At 61.6% G+C, this 17,231-nt stretch carries 16 protein-coding genes; 2 read left to right on the plus strand and 14 right to left on the minus strand.

Going from position 1 to position 17,231, the window contains the following annotated elements; genetic code table 11:
• Position 1: 1 nt before the first annotated feature.
• The 14 genes from PDO_RS07430 to PDO_RS07495 all read right to left on the minus strand — a co-directional run bounded on the left by PDO_RS07430 (position 2) and on the right by PDO_RS07495 (position 16,646).
• Positions 2-559 carry a TetR/AcrR family transcriptional regulator gene (locus tag PDO_RS07430; protein ID WP_007599894.1) on the minus strand — a complete coding sequence of 186 codons (558 nt, stop codon included), beginning with the start codon at positions 557-559 and terminating at the stop codon, positions 2-4.
• A 78-nt stretch (positions 560-637) separates the two neighbouring features.
• A complete protein-coding gene (locus PDO_RS07435; RefSeq protein ID WP_007599896.1) occupies positions 638-1,615 on the minus strand; it encodes a ketopantoate reductase family protein in 978 nt (325 codons plus the stop codon).
• 57 nt (positions 1,616-1,672) lie between these two features.
• Positions 1,673-2,845, minus strand: coding sequence for an acyl-CoA dehydrogenase family protein (locus tag PDO_RS07440; RefSeq protein WP_007599898.1), 1,173 nt, complete (start codon positions 2,843-2,845; stop codon positions 1,673-1,675).
• Between the two features lie 112 nt (positions 2,846-2,957).
• On the minus strand, positions 2,958-4,061 hold the full coding sequence (locus tag PDO_RS07445) for an LLM class flavin-dependent oxidoreductase (protein ID WP_007599900.1): 1,104 nt from the start codon (positions 4,059-4,061) through the stop codon (positions 2,958-2,960).
• Positions 4,062-4,209: 148 nt separating this feature from the next.
• Positions 4,210-5,301 carry an LLM class flavin-dependent oxidoreductase gene (locus PDO_RS07450; RefSeq protein WP_007599902.1) on the minus strand — a complete coding sequence of 364 codons (1,092 nt, stop codon included), beginning with the start codon at positions 5,299-5,301 and terminating at the stop codon, positions 4,210-4,212.
• Complete coding sequence (locus PDO_RS07455; RefSeq protein ID WP_007599904.1) at positions 5,298-7,019, minus strand: dipeptide ABC transporter ATP-binding protein; 1,722 nt, start codon at positions 7,017-7,019, stop codon at positions 5,298-5,300. Before PDO_RS07455 ends, PDO_RS07450 begins: the two co-directional genes overlap by 4 nt.
• Entirely contained in the window at positions 6,998-7,849 is an 852-nt protein-coding gene (locus PDO_RS07460; RefSeq protein WP_007599905.1) for an ABC transporter permease, read from the minus strand. The genes PDO_RS07455 and PDO_RS07460 overlap by 22 nt, the downstream gene beginning before the upstream one ends.
• Positions 7,846-8,856 (minus strand): ABC transporter permease, encoded by a 1,011-nt coding sequence (locus PDO_RS07465; RefSeq protein WP_007599906.1) that lies wholly within the window; start codon positions 8,854-8,856, stop codon positions 7,846-7,848. The genes PDO_RS07460 and PDO_RS07465 overlap by 4 nt, the downstream gene beginning before the upstream one ends.
• 49 nt (positions 8,857-8,905) lie before the next feature.
• The gene (locus PDO_RS07470; protein ID WP_007599907.1) at positions 8,906-10,555 is read right to left on the minus strand and encodes an ABC transporter substrate-binding protein; all 1,650 of its coding nucleotides are present in this window, start codon (positions 10,553-10,555) and stop codon (positions 8,906-8,908) included.
• 544 nt (positions 10,556-11,099) lie between these two features.
• Entirely contained in the window at positions 11,100-12,413 is a 1,314-nt protein-coding gene (locus PDO_RS07475; RefSeq protein WP_007599908.1) for an O-acetylhomoserine aminocarboxypropyltransferase/cysteine synthase family protein, read from the minus strand.
• Positions 12,414-12,624: 211 nt separating this feature from the next.
• On the minus strand, positions 12,625-13,440 hold the full coding sequence (locus tag PDO_RS07480; RefSeq protein ID WP_007599909.1) for a carbohydrate ABC transporter permease: 816 nt from the start codon (positions 13,438-13,440) through the stop codon (positions 12,625-12,627).
• A complete protein-coding gene (locus PDO_RS07485) occupies positions 13,437-14,336 on the minus strand; it encodes a carbohydrate ABC transporter permease (protein WP_244426378.1) in 900 nt (299 codons plus the stop codon). The genes PDO_RS07480 and PDO_RS07485 overlap by 4 nt, the downstream gene beginning before the upstream one ends.
• Before the next feature lie 159 nt (positions 14,337-14,495).
• Positions 14,496-15,836, minus strand: coding sequence for an ABC transporter substrate-binding protein (locus PDO_RS07490; protein ID WP_007599911.1), 1,341 nt, complete (start codon positions 15,834-15,836; stop codon positions 14,496-14,498).
• Positions 15,837-16,013: 177 nt separating this feature from the next.
• Positions 16,014-16,646, minus strand: coding sequence for an RBBP9/YdeN family alpha/beta hydrolase (locus PDO_RS07495; protein ID WP_007599918.1), 633 nt, complete (start codon positions 16,644-16,646; stop codon positions 16,014-16,016).
• 32 nt (positions 16,647-16,678) lie between these two features.
• On the opposite strand from PDO_RS07495, the gene PDO_RS27800 reads away from it, so the two are divergent.
• Positions 16,679-16,867 (plus strand): hypothetical protein, encoded by a 189-nt coding sequence (locus PDO_RS27800; RefSeq protein WP_141649845.1) that lies wholly within the window; start codon positions 16,679-16,681, stop codon positions 16,865-16,867.
• A gap of 99 nt (positions 16,868-16,966) precedes the next feature.
• On the plus strand, positions 16,967-17,155 hold the full coding sequence (locus PDO_RS07500; protein WP_007599919.1) for a hypothetical protein: 189 nt from the start codon (positions 16,967-16,969) through the stop codon (positions 17,153-17,155).
• Positions 17,156-17,231 lie beyond the last annotated feature (76 nt).

Raw genomic sequence — 17,231 nt, forward strand, 5'->3', positions numbered from 1 at the left:
GTCAGGTTCTCTGGGCGTTGTCGAAGACGGTCAGGGCGCAATCACGAGCGATCAGGGCGGCATTGGCGTCGCGGCTGACGGCGATCGTGGCGAGCGCCCCTTCGTAAAGGAGCGTGAGGTGTCGTGCGGTTTCCGCAGGCGCCCCCTGGGGGTGCGACAGGATCTTGCGGAAGATGTCGAGGACGGCCTGCTTGTGCCTGCGTGCGACCGTGACGACCCGCTCAGAGTCGCCATGTTCGGCAACGGCGAGCGCGAATGCGCAGCCGCGAAACTCGGGGCTCTCTGCCTTTTCGAACAGTCGTTGGAAGATGGTGGCGATCTGCTCTCGCGGCGCGTCCTTCGATTGCTCGACGTCCTCGAGCGAGGCGAGAACCCTCTCATGTCGTTGCAAAAGATAAGCGGCAACCAGATGATCCTTTGAGGGAAAATGCCGGTACAGCGTCGCCTTGGCGACGCTGGCTTCCTCGATGATCCGGTCGATGCCGACGGCACGGATACCTTCCTTGTAGAAGAGAGATCCTGCGACCGTGAGGATTTGCTCCGATATGGGGACTGCCATGGTTTGCTCTTGTGTTTCCGAAATTTGGCGGCCGTCGGTGACGAAGACTGGACCGCGTGCAGGTGGGATAATCGTGGATCAGATGTGCCTGAGGATGTCGCCGATGTCGATCATACCGGGCTTTCCGCCATCACGCGCCAGCCTGGCCGCCGCTTGCTGGATCGCCGTGTTCAGGGGCGCATCGACTCCATGCAGGCGGGCGAGCCTGACGATTTCGCCGTTGAGGTAATCCACCTCGCTCGACGTGCCGCGTGTGAAGCTTTGCCAGGTGGATTGCTGGCCCCGTTCGATACCGCTGTCTTCGGCTATGCGCCAATCCGAAATGTCGATGGTTCGTTCCGAGCGTGCCGCCGGATCGTAGCCGGCCGCCAACAGAACTTGCCTGGCTTCGGTGGCAAGGGCTTGGGCTGCCTTTGCGCGGGCCTCGTCCGTTCCCTTGAAAAGTTCGACCGCGTTGGTGACGTTGTGCTCCAGCTTCGCGGCCTTCCAGCGGCGGATGTCGTGTCGGGTTTCGACGAGATAACCGGCGGCGGCCAGGTCGACCGCGATCCGCTGTGCAGTATCATCCAGTCCCTGCGGATAGCGGCCGAGCGTGACAATGCCAAGCTGCGGCTCGCCCGCAACGACGACTTCGCCGATCTCGGTGAAGCGGGCCGGGACCATGATGCTGGCTGCATAGACGCGGGAGAATCGCCGCAGCGCCAGGTCTTCCGCGGCCAGGCCGTTCTGGAATGTTACCAGGGGCAGATCTGCGGCCAGTCCCGAGCCTTGGAGTTCCCGCGAGGCCCAAAATTGTGTAGCCGTTTCGACGTCCTGGCTTTTGACTGTCAGCAACAGGATGTCGTCAGGCAAGAGCGCTGGTGGATTGGCCGTGTCGAAGGCGTTCAACCTCACGACGCGGGTTCCGCCTGGTCGGCGATAGGTCAGCCCTTCGCTGACGATATGGGCGAGTTGTGCGCCGCGACCGACGAGCGCGTAAGGGATGCCCCGGTATTCGAATTCGGCCGCGAGGCTTGCGCCGACCGCACCTGCGCCGATGATGATGTAGCGTGTCATGAGGATTGTCTCGGACAAGGTGGGAGAGGGAAAGCCTGAGGGCTCTGCAGCACTGCTTCAGGCCGTCTTGAGGATGGATGAGGGTTCCCGCTCTGTGGCGGTTTCCCGGGCCCAGTGATCGAAGGCGGAACGGCCGAGAATGGAAATAGCGGTATCCTCCTGCGGGGCATGCACGAGCACCGCCTGTATGTCGCGGTAGTGGCGCTCCAGCCCGACATCGACATTGAGGCCGGGATTACCGATGCCGCGCACGGCCAGTTGCACCGCGTCGCGTAGCTGCCGGCCGGCGACCAGGCGCGCCCTGATCAGCCGTTCGGCATCGCCCAGGCCGTGATGCAGCGCATCAAAGATGATCTGGCGGGCGCTTCCGACCAGTAGGTCGATCTCGCCGGACAGTGTGATCAGGCGTTCGGTCTTGGCAATCGGGTAGCCGAGATTGGTCGGCACACGCTCATGGGCGAAGGCGTTGAAAGCCGCTTGCGCGGCTTCGGCCACGCCCACATAGATTGCGGTCAGCGCGAGGGTGATCGACGCGTGGCCCCGATTGTCCTGTGGGGCTGCGTCGGTACCGGTCAGGTCGAGCACATCGTCCAGTGGCACAACGACATCGGTGAATTCGACGTCATGGGAGCCGGAGGCACGCATGCCGAGGCTGTTCCAGTTCTCGATGATATGGATGCCCGGCGTTCCTGCAGGCACGACAAAGGTGCCGACACGGGTGGGCGTTTCATCCGTATGTGCCCAGACGAGAAAATGGGTGAGACCGCGAGCGCCGGTGACGAAGCGCTTGCGACCGCTGATCGACCAGCCGCTTGGCGTGCGGCGGGCACGCGTCGCCGGCAGGCCGCCGCGCGCTGGCGACCCCAGTTCTGGTTCGACACGTGCGGCGTTGAGCAGCAGCGGGCGCTGCTTGGCTTCGTCAAGGAGGCGCGCATAGAGCGCTTCCGGCCAGTGGTTGCGCGCTGCCTGGCCCAGATGATTGAACAGTGTCATGGCACTGATCAGCGCGACCGACGGGTCTCCGCGTCCAATCGAGGCAAGGATCTGGGCCGCGTCGTAAAGCGAGGCGCCCTGGCCGCCAAAGCGGGTTGCGACCGTGCTTTCGAGCAGTCCCGCCGCATGCACGGCGCGGATACCCTCCCAGGGAAACCGGTTTTCGCGGTCCGCATCCGGTGCGGCAGCTGCGACGCTGCGCACGGTCGCATCAAGGAGGATGTGGTCATGGGCCATCACGAATGCCTTTCGAAGCCTGCAAAGAGATGGCCGCCGGCTATGATGTCCGGCTGCCAGGCAAGAGCGGAGCACGGCATGACGATGTCTCGTTCGTGCCGATTCACAGGTGTCAGGCTGCTGCCTTCTTGGCGGCTTCCTCGCGTTCGCGGATGCCTTCACGCACCAGCGGCAGGACGTAACGGCCGTAATCGACGGCGTCGTTGTAGTTGTCATAGCCGCGGATGGAGATCAGGTCGGCCCCAAGGTCGATATAGTCGAGGATGGAATCGGCGATGGTGCGCGGAGAACCGACCAGCGCGGTGGTGGCACCGCTGGCGTTCGTTGCCGTCACTGTCGGATACCATAGGGCGCGGTCATGCACGTCGCCGCGCTTGGCGATGTCGAGCAGGCGCTGCGAGCCGACATTGGCCGGCGCTGCTGCGGCCGGAGGTGTCCGTCCGAGACCCTTGGCGCGGTTTTCGTTCAGGGCATCGAGAATGCGATGGGCTTTGGCCCAGGCCAATTCGTCTGTTTCCGCGACGATCGGACGGAAGGTCACCCAGATGCGCGGCCTGTCGGTGCGGCCGGCCTTGGCCGCTTCCGCGTAGATGCGTTCGATCTGCTGCTTGGTTTCCGCCAAGGGTTCGCCCCAAAGGCCAAAAATATCGCAGAGCGCGCCGCCGATGCGATAGGCCGTATCGGAGGAACCGCCGAGCGAGATAGGGATCAGGCACTTGGTCGGGCGCACGGCGCTGCGAAACTGCTTGAACTGGTAATATTTGCCGTCGAAATCGAAAGGCTCCGTCGAAGTCCAGGCGAGGCGCAGAATGCGGATATACTCTTCCTGGCGCTCGTAACGTTCTTCCTTGTTGAGGAAGTCGCCTTCGCGGGCCTGCTCGTCGTCACTGCCGCCGGCGATGAAGTGGACGACGACGCGCCCGCCGCTCAACTGGTCCAGCGTCGCTAGCGATTTCGCCGCGACCGTCGGATAGACGGTGTTGGGGCGCAGGGCGACGATGATCTTGATCTGCTTTGTATGGGCGAGAATGGTCGCGCCGAGCGTGAACGGATCGAAGGACGCTGATGAGTATGGGATCAGCGTATAGTTGAAGCCATAGTCGTCGAGCGCGCGGGCATAACGCTGCAGGAAAGCCGGATCGACGGGGGCGTCCGGAATGGGACTGATATCGTTGGATCCGTTGGGGAATGTGACGCTGATGAATTCGGCGGCCATTTCAGGAGTTCTCCAGGATTGCTGACTTGTTGAGCTAACTTAAAGGGCGATCAGAGCGGCAGGAAGACAGGTCATTCTCTTTCTATGGATTTTGTAGAAAATTTATTCGCGAACGTGCTGGCTTGGGCGCGTTCTGGAATGCGTTTCGTCAGGATGTGGGAGACCAACCCAGATGCGGCGCCACGGTCTCGGCGAGATCGGTCAGCAGCCGGATGTTCTCGTCGAGCCCGAAGGCCGGCGGCAGGAAGAGGATGATTTCGTTGGCAGCGGCCAGACCGGGATCATCGAGCACGGCTTCCAGCACCTTGTCCGGCGTTCCCTGGAAGACCGGGGATATCTGCCGGCCGGAGGGCAGTTGGGTCGGGCCGAGTGCCGGCAGGGCGCCTTTCGGACGCGAGGCAGCGATTCCGAGGGTGCGGCGTTCAAGATCATAGGTCGCATATTTCTCGCGCAGGTCCGCCGTGGTGCCGACCAGGATCGAGGCGGCGACCGCCACCGGTGGCGGCTCGGTGCCCCAGAGCCTGCGCCATGTCGAGCGGTAGGCCTCGATGATGCGGGCCTGATAGGCGCCGAAGCTTTCGCCTTCTGCCTGGCCGTGTTGAACGGTCCCGGTGATCAGGCCGATGCCGAGTTCGGCAGCCTGGATGGCCGAGGGGAGGCTCGCGACGCCCTGGCGGATTCGCGACCGCAGCGTCGGGCTGTGCGGCGTCACGCGCAGCGGCGTGCCTTCCGGCGCGCCCTGGCCGGGGCCGTCGACGATGTGCAGAACTTCGCCGCGAATGGCTGAGAGAAAACGAGCCTGTCGTCGTTTCGCCTCTGTGCGAGCATCCGTGTCGACGGCGCCGAAGACCGCGTCGAAGGCCGAGTTCTCACCGGTGGAAATGGCCAGTTCCAGACGTTCGCCGATAAGTAGGTCAGTCGTTCCGGCGGCTTCAGCCAGCAGAATAGGTTCCTGGTAACGCATCGGGATGACGGCCGAGCCGAGGCTGATGTGGCTGGTGTGCTGCCCGACCGCTGCAAAGAAGGGCAGTGGCGAGGACAGATAGTTGTCGAAATGGCGCTGGTAGGACCAGCCGGACTGGTAACCCAGCGCTTCCGCCGCCTGGTAGAGTGCGATACCTTCGCGCAGGCCTTTTGCCGGGCCGTCGATCTCGTTGAACGAGACGCGGGTATTGAACCCCAATCTGGTCTTGGCGCGAAAGGCTTGGTCGGTGGCCGTCGTTTGCAGGGCAAGGGTCATGCGATTTTCTCCTTGCGCAAGCTCGTCAGTGATTGCGCGTTCGAAGATGGCGAGACGCCAGCCGGAATGCTGTCGAGCAGGGTGCGTGTGTAGGACTGCTGTGGGTGGTCGAAGATCGCAGACACCGTGCCGTGTTCGACGATCCGGCCATGGCGCATGACGGATACCGTGTGTGCGAGTTGACGAACCAGAGCGAGGTCGTGCGACACGAAGACATAGGTGAGGCCCAGATTGGCCTGCAGCGACAGCAGTACCTCGACGATATCGGCCTGGACGCTCACATCGAGCGCCGATGTCGGCTCATCGAGCACGATCACATCGGGTTTGAGCACCAGGGCGCGGGCAATCGCCACACGCTGTCGCTGTCCACCGGACAGCGCGCCAGGCTTGCGCTGAAGGAAGGCTTCACCGAGGCCGACATTGCGCAACGCCTCGCGGACCCGTTCGCTGCGCGCCCGGCTGGTGCCGATCTTGAAGCGGTCGAGCGGTTCGCGCACGAGATGCTCGATCTTCCAGGTTGGATCAAGCGAGGTGAAGGGGTTCTGGTAGACCAGTTGCAGGTGGCGCCAGGCGGTGCGTCGGGCGGATGCGCTTCGGCCTGAGAACTGCTCGCCGGCGACCGCAATGCTGCCGGCATCCGGTTCCTCAAGGCCAAGCAGCAGCCGGATCGTGGTCGTCTTGCCTGAGCCGGATTCGCCGACCAGTGCATGGGTGGTGCCGGCCTTGACGGAAAAAGTCACCCCGTCGACGGCGGTCAGCACCTTGCCGTCGACCGTGAAGGTCTTTGACACGGCCTTGACGTCGATCTTGGCTGCGATGCCGGCTGCCGGATCGAGATATCTAAGGCCAGGATCACGCAGAGTGGCGTAACGCTCGGGATTGAGCGCCGGCACATCCGCATGCAGCTTGCGGGCATAAGCCGAAGCAGGCGCCGAGAAGACGGCCTGTGTCTTGCCGCTCTCCTGCACCAGGCCGTCTTTCAGCACGACCAGCGTGTCTGCCCGTTCCGAGGCGATGGCCAGGTCATGGGTAATCAAAATCAGGCTGATATCCAGATCTGCCTGAAGCTTCGAGAGGAGGTCGAGGATGCGCTTCTGGATCGTCACGTCGAGAGCGGATGTCGGTTCGTCGGCGACGAGAAGGGCAGGGCGCGGCAACACCGCGAGCCCGATCAGGACACGCTGGAGCATGCCACCCGAGAGCTGGTGCGGATAGGAATCATAGACACGCTGCGGATTGTCGAGGCCGACCTGGGCGAAGGTGTCGAGGATCAGTGCCGTGCGCACCGCCTTGTCCGGCTCGTCGAGAAGGGCTGCTGCCTCCTGCGCCTGGGCGCCGATCGTGCGGACCGGATTGAGTGAGTGGCCGGGATCCTGCGGGACAAAGCCGATGGCCCGTCCTCTCAGCGGCCGAAACTGGCGTTCGGACAGTCCCAGGATCTCCTGGCCCTGGAACTCGATCCGGCCAGAGGCGCTGCCGCCATGGGGAAGGAGCCTGAGCACAGCACGGGCGATCGTCGACTTGCCGGAGCCCGATTCACCGATCAGCGCGAGGCTTTTGCCTCGGCCGAGTTCGAAGCCGACGCCGGTCACGACTTCCTGTGTGCCATAGGACACGCGGAGGTCATTCACCCGCAGCAGAGGCGCTTGCGGCTTGAGGACGGAAGAGGCCGTGTTGATGCGGGAAAGGGCGGGGGTCAGTCTGTCTTGCGGAGCCATCGGCTGATCCTATTGACGGAGAGGACGGTCGCGATCGTGACGAGCGCAGGGGCGTAAACCAGCCAGGGCCATTTCAAGTAATCCTTGCCGATCGAGATCAGCAGGCCCCAGTCGGAAGCGGGTGGCGGATCGCCGTAGCCAAGGAAGGCAAGGCCGGCGATGACGAGGATCGACAGGCCAAACTGCAGGACGGCCAGCGGCAGAATGGAGCGCGAGGCATTGGGCAGTACGTGGCGTGTCAGGATGTGCCAGTTCGATCCGCCCGATAGGAAGGCGGCCTCGACAAAGGTCGCCTGGCGCGTCTTGATGACTTCGGCACGCATCACACGGGCAAAGACGGCCACTTCCCAGACCCCTGTCGCGATTGCGGCGTTCATCGTGTCGAAGCCGAGAGCCGTGACGATGATGACCGCGAGCAGGAAGCGGGGAATGGAGAGCAGGAAATCCACGAGACGGGCGAGCACGATATCGACCCAGCCGCCCAGGAAGCCCGCGAGCAGACCGATGAAGCCACCCGTGAAGAGGCCGATGCTGACAGCGAGGAAGGCGCTGGTGACGGAGGAGGCCGCGCCATAGACGACGCGCGTATAGAGGTCGCGTCCGAGATGGTCGGTGCCGAACCAATGGGTCAGACTGGGAGCCTGCAGCTTGTCGGCCGGTACGCCGGAGACCGGGTCGTAGTTGGTAAAGAGGCCGGGAAAGGCCGACCAGCCAATGACCACGGCGACGATGATGAAGGAGACCAGCACCGGCACGGGGATGCGCAGGGCGGAAAAGCGCGCTGCACTCCTCGTGCGAACGATGGGGCCGGGGGCAGACAGGATGGTCATGCGGTCACTTCCTTCGGCGTATTGGTGGCTTCTGTCTCACTGTCCACGACCTGGCGCTTGCGCCCACCGACCAGCTTCACGCGCGGATCGAGCAGCGGGTAGACGAGGTCGGCGATGAGGTTCACGAGCACGAAGACGACGGCGGCGAGCGAGACCACGGCCTGCAGGACGGGCAGGTCCTGTGTCACCACCGAGCGCTGCACCAGGCTGCCGACGCCATTGCGGCCGAAGACGGCTTCCGTGATCAGTGTGTCACCGAGCAGGTCGCCGACGGCAAGCGCAATCACGGTCACCACCGGAAGCGAGGAGGGCTTGAAGAGATGCTTGAAGAATAGCCGCGTCTGTCCAAGTCCCCGCCCGCGCGCCACAGCGGCATATTCCTGGCGCGATTCGTGGTCTAGATTGGCGATCAAAACTTCGGCGATCTTGGCCGAGACCGGAATGCCGAGGGCGACGGCGGCAAAGAAAGTTGCCCAGAAACTGTCTGGTTCAATGACGCGGAACAGCCCTAGCTGGAAGCCGAAGAGGTGAATGAGCGTCAGGCCTATGACGAAGCTCGGCACTGAAAGGAAGAGGGACGGAAAGGCGCGCAGCGCGCCTTGTCCATAGCGTTTTGGCAGGAACTGGGTGCCGTAGGCGATCAGAAGTGCCAGGGCCAGCGCCACCGCAAGCGCCGAGCTTGCGAGGATCAGGGTGGACGGCAGGACTTCGGCAATCAAGGTAGACACCGGTCTGCTGGAGCGCATGGACAGGCCGAAGTCTCCTGTCACAAAATGCGAGAGCGAGTTCCAGAGCTGCACGTAGATCGGTTGGTCCAGGCCTTGTGCTGCAATGATCTCGGCGATCTCCGCCTCCGTGAACCCGTTTTGCGGGTCTCGGAGGACGGATGTGACGGGGTCGCCCGGCAGGATACTGACCACCACGAAGGTGAAGACATAGGCCATCAGAATGACGACCACGGCCTGGGCCAGACGCTTTGCTGCGTATGTCAGATAGGCATTTCTCATGCCGGGTGCCCCTCACATTGCTTGCGTTCGGACTGCGTGACTTGCTGCGTTACTGAGCGAGCTTGGCGGTATAGAAGCTGGCATAGGCGACCCCATTGTAAGTCTCGCCCGTGAGCTTCGGGGACTGGACGTAGATGCGCTGGACGATCTGCGTGCGGGGAATGAAATAGCCCTGATCCAGGACGTAATGCTGCAACTCTTCGAGCAGGGGGTTGCGCTGCTCGATTGAGGGCGCGCCGGCAATCTTGTCGCGCAGCTCATTGATCTTCTCGTCGCTCTGACCAAGAGCGAACCAGTTCTCACCATTGTTGGCATCGGTCAGGATGCCAGCGACGGTGCCGGCGTCGATGAAGCTGCGGGTGACTTCGTAAGCTGGGACTGCCGGACCGCCAAACTTAACCTTCTCGGTGAAGGTAACAACGTCATAGGCGCGGATATCGACTTTCCAACCGATCTTGCCGAGTTGCTGGGAGATCAGCTCGTCGACGGCCTTGGCGGTGGCCAGGTAGGGATTGGAGTGCAAGGTCAGTTGCAGCGGCTTGCCATCCTTCACGCGGATGCCGTCGGCGCCCTTGGTCCAGCCTGCCTGGTCAAGAAGCTTTTCGGCCTTGGCCGGATCATAGGCGAGAAGTGCGCTCTGGTCGGTCGCACCGGGGACATTGGCCTGGATGAAGGAGGTCGGCAGCTTCCAGTCGGGGGTATAGACTGTATCGATGATTTCCTGTCGGTTGATGCCGGCCTGCAGCGCCTGGCGCACCTTCACGTCGTTGTAGGGCTCTAGCTTGGTGTTGACGGCCCAGCCATTGACGAAGCCGAGATAACGCGGCGTGGCGACGGTGAAGCCCTCTTCCTTGATCGACTTCAGCTCCTGGGGCGAGGCATTGTATGCGACGTCCGCCTGGCCGGACTGGACGGCGGAGACGCGCAGGGATGGCTCTGTGACCAGCTTATAGGTGATGCTGTCGAGGTGGGCCGGGCCTGTTTGTCCCACAGCCGCCGGACCCCAGTTATAATCCTTCCGCTTGACCAGCTTGACGTAGTCGCCTTCTTTCCAGGCCTCGACGACATAGGGGCCGCTGCCTGAGGTCTTGCTCAGGTCTGCCTGCTCCGATGCAGGCTGTGCCAGCGTCTTGGGGGAAATCAGAATGGACCCGTGATAGCCAAGGGTCGGGATGAAGCCGAGGGTCGGCTTCTTGAAGGAGACCTTCACAGTCTTCGCATCAACGACTTCTGCATGGTCATAGGTCTTAGGGAACAGGCCGATCGGATTGATGCCCTCGGCTTTGCGACCGGCATACCAGATGTCGAGGTTGGCGACGACCGCCGTCGCGTCGAGCGGGGTACCATCGGAAAAGGTCACGCCCTCCTTGAGGTGAAGGGTAAATTGAGTTGCCTCGGCGTTCTGCTCCCAGCTTTCGGCCAACCAGGGGCTGACCTTGCCCTCTGCGTCGACATAAACGAGCTTGTCCGCGACATGCCCCCAGATGTGCCCCTGGAAGCTGGAAATCGCGCTGTTGTTCGGGATCCAGGTGTTGCCCAGGGAATCGATCAGGAAGACGATATCTCCACCATCTTGCGCGTCATCGGCGAAAACAGGGACGGCCGCTGCAGATGCCATCATATTGGCGGCGATGAGGGCTGAACCCGCGAGCAGGAGATGGCGTCGGGAAATCGAGAACACGCGTTGACGAAATGTCATGTGATAGGTCCTAGGGCTTGGTTACTGTCAATGTGGAGTGTTGAAGGGGAGCGCCATGCCGAGAACGCTGTACTCGGTGCCTGAGTGCCAATGGCCGTCGTTTTCGTGACGGCAATGCCGACTTCAGTCGCGGCGACAAACTCGATGGTGGGTGTGAGCGGTCATGGATCCCTCGTTCGGATGATTGGCAATGATCATGCTCAAGGTAGCGGTCCAGTCGTCCAAAGAGAAAGACTGGTTATTCTTTGTCTAGTAATTTGGTAGAATTTATTCCTGAATTCGCTGCAGGGTTTGGGACATGCTTGTCGCCTGCGCGTGGAGCCCTTTGGCCGGCATGCGTCGTCGCCTTCACAGGCCGGCCGCCAATGGCACGCCGTCATGAGTGGTTTCCGCTCATGAGAAACCGGTTGTCGTCAGCCAGATGCCGCGCTGTTCTGCGACCGGACGTCTGGGACAATGCGGCCACCGGCCTCCGGACACAAAAAAAGCGGGACAGTCCGACTGGACCGCCCCGCCTGAAACCGAGAGTGATGCGCCGCTTTTGTTATTCAGCCGCCGCCTTGAAGGCTTCGGTGGCGGCGAGGCCGCGTTCGAGATCTGCCAGGATGTCATCGATGTGCTCGATGCCCACCGAGAGGCGGACGTAGCCCGGCGTGACGCCCGTCTTCAGCTGATCTTCGGCGGTTAGCTGCGAATGGGTGGTCGAGGCCGGGTGGATGGCGAGGCTGCGGGCATCGCCGATATTGGCGACGTGGTAGTGCAGTTCCAGCGCATCGATGAAACGGCGACCGGCGTCACGGCCGGCCTTCAGTTCGAAACCGACCAGACCGCCATAACCGCCGGTCAGATATTTGTCCGCCCGTTCGCGCGCGGTTCCGGACTGCAGGCCCGGATAGATGACGCGGCTGACTTCGGGGCGCTTTTGAAGAAATTCGGCGACCTTCTGCGCATTGCTGCTGTGGCGCTCGATGCGCAGCGGCAGGGTTTCGATGCCCTGCAGCGTCAGGAAAGAATTGAACGGCGACTGGGATGCGCCGAGGTCTCGCAGCAGCGTCGTTCGTGCCTTGATGATGTAAGCAACGGGGCCGATTGCCTTGGTGGCCTCTACCCAGACGGCGCCGTGATAGCTCGGATCGGGCGAATTGAGCGCCGGCTGACGGCTTCCGGCCGCTTCCCAGTCGAAATTGCCGCCATCGATGATAGCGCCACCGATCGAAGAGCCATGGCCGCCGATATATTTCGTGGTCGAGTAGACCACCACGGCTGCCCCGTGGTCGAATGGGCGGGCGAGCAGCGGCGCTGCCGTATTGTCGACAATCAGCGGGATGCCCAGCTTGCGGCCGATGGCGGCCACTTCCGCGATCGGGAACACCTGTAGCTTCGGATTGGGCAATGTCTCTGCATAGTAAGCGCGCGTGCGATCATCCGTGGCGCGGGCAAAGGCTTCAGGGTCCTGGGGATCGACGAACCGGACCTCAATGCCCTGGTCCTTCAGCGTGTTGGCGAAGAGGTTCCAGGTGCCGCCGTAGAGATCGGTCGAGCTGACGATGTTGTCGCCGGCCTTGGCGAGGTTCTGGACTGCGAAGGCCGAGGCCGCCTGGCCGGAGGCGAGCACGAGGGCTGCGGCACCGCCTTCGAGGGCCGCGAGACGCTGCTCCAACACGTCATTGGTCGGGTTGCCGATGCGGGTATAGATGGGGCCGAGTTCCTCAAGCGCGAAGAGCCGCGTTGCATGGTCGGCGTTCTGGAACTGGAAGGAGGTCGTCTGATAGATCGGCGGCTGGACCGCGCCCGTTGTCGGATCGGCACGCCAGCCGGCATGCAGCGCCAGCGTTTCGCTGTTGGTGCTTTTGGTCATTGTCCTCACTCCTCGTGTTGGCTGCCGTCGCAATTCCTTCTGGAAGGCAGCATGTGATGGATCTGTATCCGGCCATGCCGAGATTCAGATCCGATAGATACACGATAAGGTAGATGATAATTTCTATAGACATTAATCATTGCGAAAGAGGAAGCTTCCGGGAAAAATCCTACCCTTTGCTGCGGCGAAACGAACGGACCATTTCAGCCGACTATTTGAGGCCGCCATGGGCGAGGCCCGCCACGAGATAACGTTGCAGGAAAAGGGCGACCACATAGACTGGCGCAATGCCGGCGAGTGACGCTGCTGCCATCTGGCCGAAGTTCACCAGGCGATCGCCCTGGAAGAGGGAGATGCCGACCGGAAGCGTGCGGGTCTCGTCCGAGAAGGTGAACGCGGAGGCGAAGAGGAATTCATTATAGGCGAGCACCGAGACGATAATGAGCGTGGCGACGATCCCGGGCGCGATGATCGGTATGACGATGTGGATCAGAATGCGAAGCGGCCCGGCGCCATCGAGGGCTGCCGCCTGTTCGATCTCAAGTGGCATCCTTCTGAGGAAGGGCGTGAGCAGCCAGAAGGCAACGGGGATGTTGGCAAAGCCATAGAGGAGCACGAGGCCGGCATGGGTATTGAGGAGGCCGATCGTCTTGAGCAGATAGAACAACGGAATGAGGGCGACGATCGGTGGCGCCATGTAGCTTGAGAGCGTCAGGTCAGCCAGCCATTTGCCGCCAATCCCGAGACGCAGCACCGCATAGGCCGCCGGCAGCGTCAGGAGCAGTGTCAGCGCACCTGCCAGCAGGGAGATCGCGACCGAGTTGACGATGAAGGTTGACAGATGCGCCGCTTCGAAGGCTGCCGGCCAGTTGTCGAGTGTCGGGCTCGTCGGCAGGAACTGACCGCTGAGTATGTCGTCCTGCGTCTTGAACGAAACCGAGACGAGGTAGGCGATCGGCAGGGTGAAGAAGATCAAGATCGGTGCGGTTGCTGCCGCGAGGCGGATATTGGCGGACGAGATGCTCATGCATCCTTCCTTTCCAGATGCTGGTGCAGGCGGATGACGGGCCAGAGCACGAGGCCGATGACGAGGCTGTAGATGAGCGTCTCGGCTGCGGCGTGCGCGACGTCGAACTGCTCGAGCGCTCTCCGATAGATGGAGAATCCCGTCGTCGTGGTGGCAAAGCCTGGACCGCCGAAGGTAAGAACATAGACGAGGTCGAAGAGCTTAAACGACAGGATCAGCTTCAAGAGATAGATCGAGGAGAGGGGGGCTGCAACCAGGGGCAGGGTGATGTGCCAGAGGCGTTGCAGCGGCGAGGCGCCGTCTACGATCGCGGCTTCATGGACGCCCTCAGGTATGGTCGAGAGGGCTGCGAAGCTCAGGATGACGATGAAGGGAGTCCATTGCCAGATGTCGGCAACGGCGATTGCGATCCAGGCGAGCACGGGATCTCCGAGAATGCTGATGGGGGCGGAGATGAGGCCCAAATCAAGCAGGACGCCGTTCAGGAGGCCGCCGGCCGGAGCGAGGATGAGTTTCCATGCAATCCCGACCATCACGGGCGGTGTCATTAGGGGCAGCAGGATCAGGCTCACCAGAAATCGGCCAGCCTTCAAGAGCTGGGTGAACAGGAGCGCGATCAGGAAGCCGAGCACCAGTTGGATGCTCGCTGTCACAAAGGCGTAAGTGATGCTCTTGGCCATGGAGGTCAGGAACAGCGGGTCCTGCAGCACGGCGAGTATGGGTTTCAGCCCGACGAAGTCGCGGAAGGGCTTGCCGAGCGTGCTTTTGCTGAGCGCAAGCGCGATCAGGAACAGTGTCGGATAAACCAGGGTGACCGCAAGTCCGAGCAGGATCGGTGAGATCCACAGCCAGCGGCCGAGGCGCTGGAAAGCCAGTCGTCCATCCTTAAATGCCAAGTCCGCCGGTCTCTGGCCGAGAGATAGGTCTATCGCTGTCATCGCGTCATGCCTTGCAATTGTGTCGCCACATCATGGGAAAGTGTGCCCCGCGCCGGAGCGGGGGCACACCTGTCGATCCTTCAACGCCGCTTCGCCAGCCTTGTGCGGCTCCAAAGGTCAGCCATTGGCCCCGATGATGTCTGTCCAGGCCTTGTGAGCATCGGCGATCGCCTGCTCGGCGCTCTTTGTCCCGGCGAGCGCAAGAGCCAGTTCGTCCGTCAGCGTATTTTCGAGCTTTGGCGCGTAGACGGCGGTCGGCCAGGCGAGGCTGCTTTCGAGCGCGCCGTCGTCAAGCAGCGGCTGGACGAGCGGCTGGAAGGCCTTGAACTTCTCCGACTTCAGGCCCGATTGGCGTGCGGGGTCGATGCCGGAGCCGGTCAGTGTCAGCAGTTCTTCGTGATAGTCCTTGCCGGTGGCCAGCTTGATCAGTTCCCAGGCGACATCCTTGTTCTTTGAGCCGGAGGTGATGGCGAAACCGAAACCGGCATTGAACGCAAGCCGCGGCGTCTTGTTGGCGCCGCCGACCGGGATGCGGGTCACACCCCATTTGTCGACGATTTTCGAGCCCTTCGGATCCTGGGCATAGCCGCCGAGGTCCGTCCAGAAGTCGATCTGTGCTGCCTTGCCGTTGAGAAAGGCCGGGAGACCTTCCTCGAAGCGGGTCTCGAGCGGTGTCGGCAGCGCATGCGGCGCACTGGCCAGAAGCGATTTCAGCGCTTCGACCGCTTCCGCGCTGTCGAGGGCAGAGGTGCCATCGTCCTTCAGGAAGTTGCCGCCGAAGCCGGTCAGGCGGTTTGCATAGGTGGAGAGGATGATGACCGGGATCTTGGCGCCGAGCACGGCGGCACCATAGATGCCGTTCTTCGATTCCGCTTCGGTAATGACCTTGGCGTTTTCGTTGTATTCGTCCCAGGTCGTCGGCGGCTTCAGACCGTACCGGTCGAAGAGTTCCTTGTTGTAGAACAGCACGTGGCTATCGCCGTCATAGGGCAGGCCGTAGCGGCGACCTTCATGCAGGGTGTACTGGTCGTAGATGGTCTGGATATAGTCGTCCGGCTGGATCTCAGCCTTGTCGCGCTCGATCAGATCGGTGACGTCCTCGATCACGCCGTCTTCGGCGAGCTGGCCCTTATAGGTGTAGAAATAGTCGATGACGTCGAATTCACCTACACCCGACTGGAAGTCGAGGGTCGCCTTCACGCTCACCTGATCATAGGGTACCGAAGTCACGTTGACCTTCGCGCCGGTCAACTTCTCGAAGTCCTCGGCTATCTTCTTGCCGGTGACGACATGCGGCTGGATGATCAGCAGGTTGATCGAGCGTCCTGCAAATTGGTTGCCTGCGGCGAAGGCGGAGGTGAAGATGTTCGGAGAGAGAAGGGGAAGCGCCCCGGTTGCGAGCATCGTCTTCAGGACGGAGCGGCGGCGATAGGCTTGTTCGATAATGGATTTGGACATCGTAAGATCCTCAAGTGATAGGGGATCGGCTCCGTGTCCGGAGGCGCACTCCTTAGTCCACGTCCGAGCCGATGTGACGTCATCATCTCGGTAAAAACCTGCATCGGGAACCAACAGGATTTCAAAATACATAAATTTGGTAGAATTTGTTTTCTATTAAGGTGTGCTGCTCGAAACTCAAAGGCGGGCACCTGTCTGCGATGGGGCAGGGCTGGGAACAGAGGCGAGTTTTCGTTCCCTTGACTTTCTAGCGTCGATCTCGCGTGCCTTGACACTGTTCAGGAGCTGATAGCCGAGTGGCCAACGTCCGTGGCCGCTGAGGATGTTGATGTGCCCTGCGTTCCCCATATCCGCCAGTTCGCTGCCCCACAGGTTGGCATAGCGCCTTGCTGTCTCAAAACTCATGTAAGGATCGTTGCGGCTGGCAACGACCATGGACGGGAATGGCAGATGTCTGGTCGGCATGTCGCCGAAGTTGACAATACAGGGATGCAGTTCCTCGACACGATCAAGATCGCATGGAGCTACCAAGAGCGCACCGCGAACCTTGCTGGCCGATGGGCGGTCAGCGAGGTTCGCGGCGAGGATACAGCCGAGGCTGTGCGCGACGATCCAGACGCCGTCGGAAGAGGTCAGCGCCTGATCCAGTCTGTCCTGCCAGACGGTCAGGCGCGGACAGGTCCAGTCATCCTGTTCTATCGCGTGCGCGCTTGGGTTGTCGCGGGTCCAGTGCGACTGCCAGTGACCGTCGCCAGAGCCGTTGAGGCCGGGAAGAATGAAGGTATCCACGTGACTACGATCTTGCGACATCGCTCAGGCTCCAACGCTACGGGTCGAATATCGTGCAGATTCGCCGCGTTGCGAAGAAACAAGAACCTATTGTCTATAAAAATAGTAGATATTATTTCCAGATGGGGCAGCCAGCAGCTCAGCTTGCGGCGGTGGTCATATTCCACAATCCAGTGATCTCAGGCGAAACGATGCTGCCAAAGCCATCTTTGGAAACATTCCGTTCGTTCTACGGCGCATAAGCAGCAATATTAGAATTTAATTCTGCAAAAGTGCGCATTTCTTTGGCCTCATACCCCGATCATAGTACATTAAATTTGTAGAAAATGGAGATCGGTGTGATGGAGCTGCAGGTGGTGGAATACGGCGGGGTCCCCGTCGGTATCGCAGTGCCCCATGAGAACCGTCTGCGTTTCATCGCGGTGAAGTTCCATGTGATCGAGCTGGACAATCGGCTCTACGAAAGTCCCGCGGAGTTGCGGGCGGCCATTGGCAGGCATGTCGTGAACGGGTCCGGTCTGGCGGCTTGAATGGCGACAAAGAGCTACGGCCCTTTTCGCGGAGATACTGGTCCAGTCTCGTCTTCGTCCGAAACTTTCGGGTGGG

Origin of the sequence: Rhizobium sp. PDO1-076 (assembly GCF_000247475.1) — a bacterium.
Lineage (GTDB): Bacteria > Pseudomonadota > Alphaproteobacteria > Rhizobiales > Rhizobiaceae > Allorhizobium.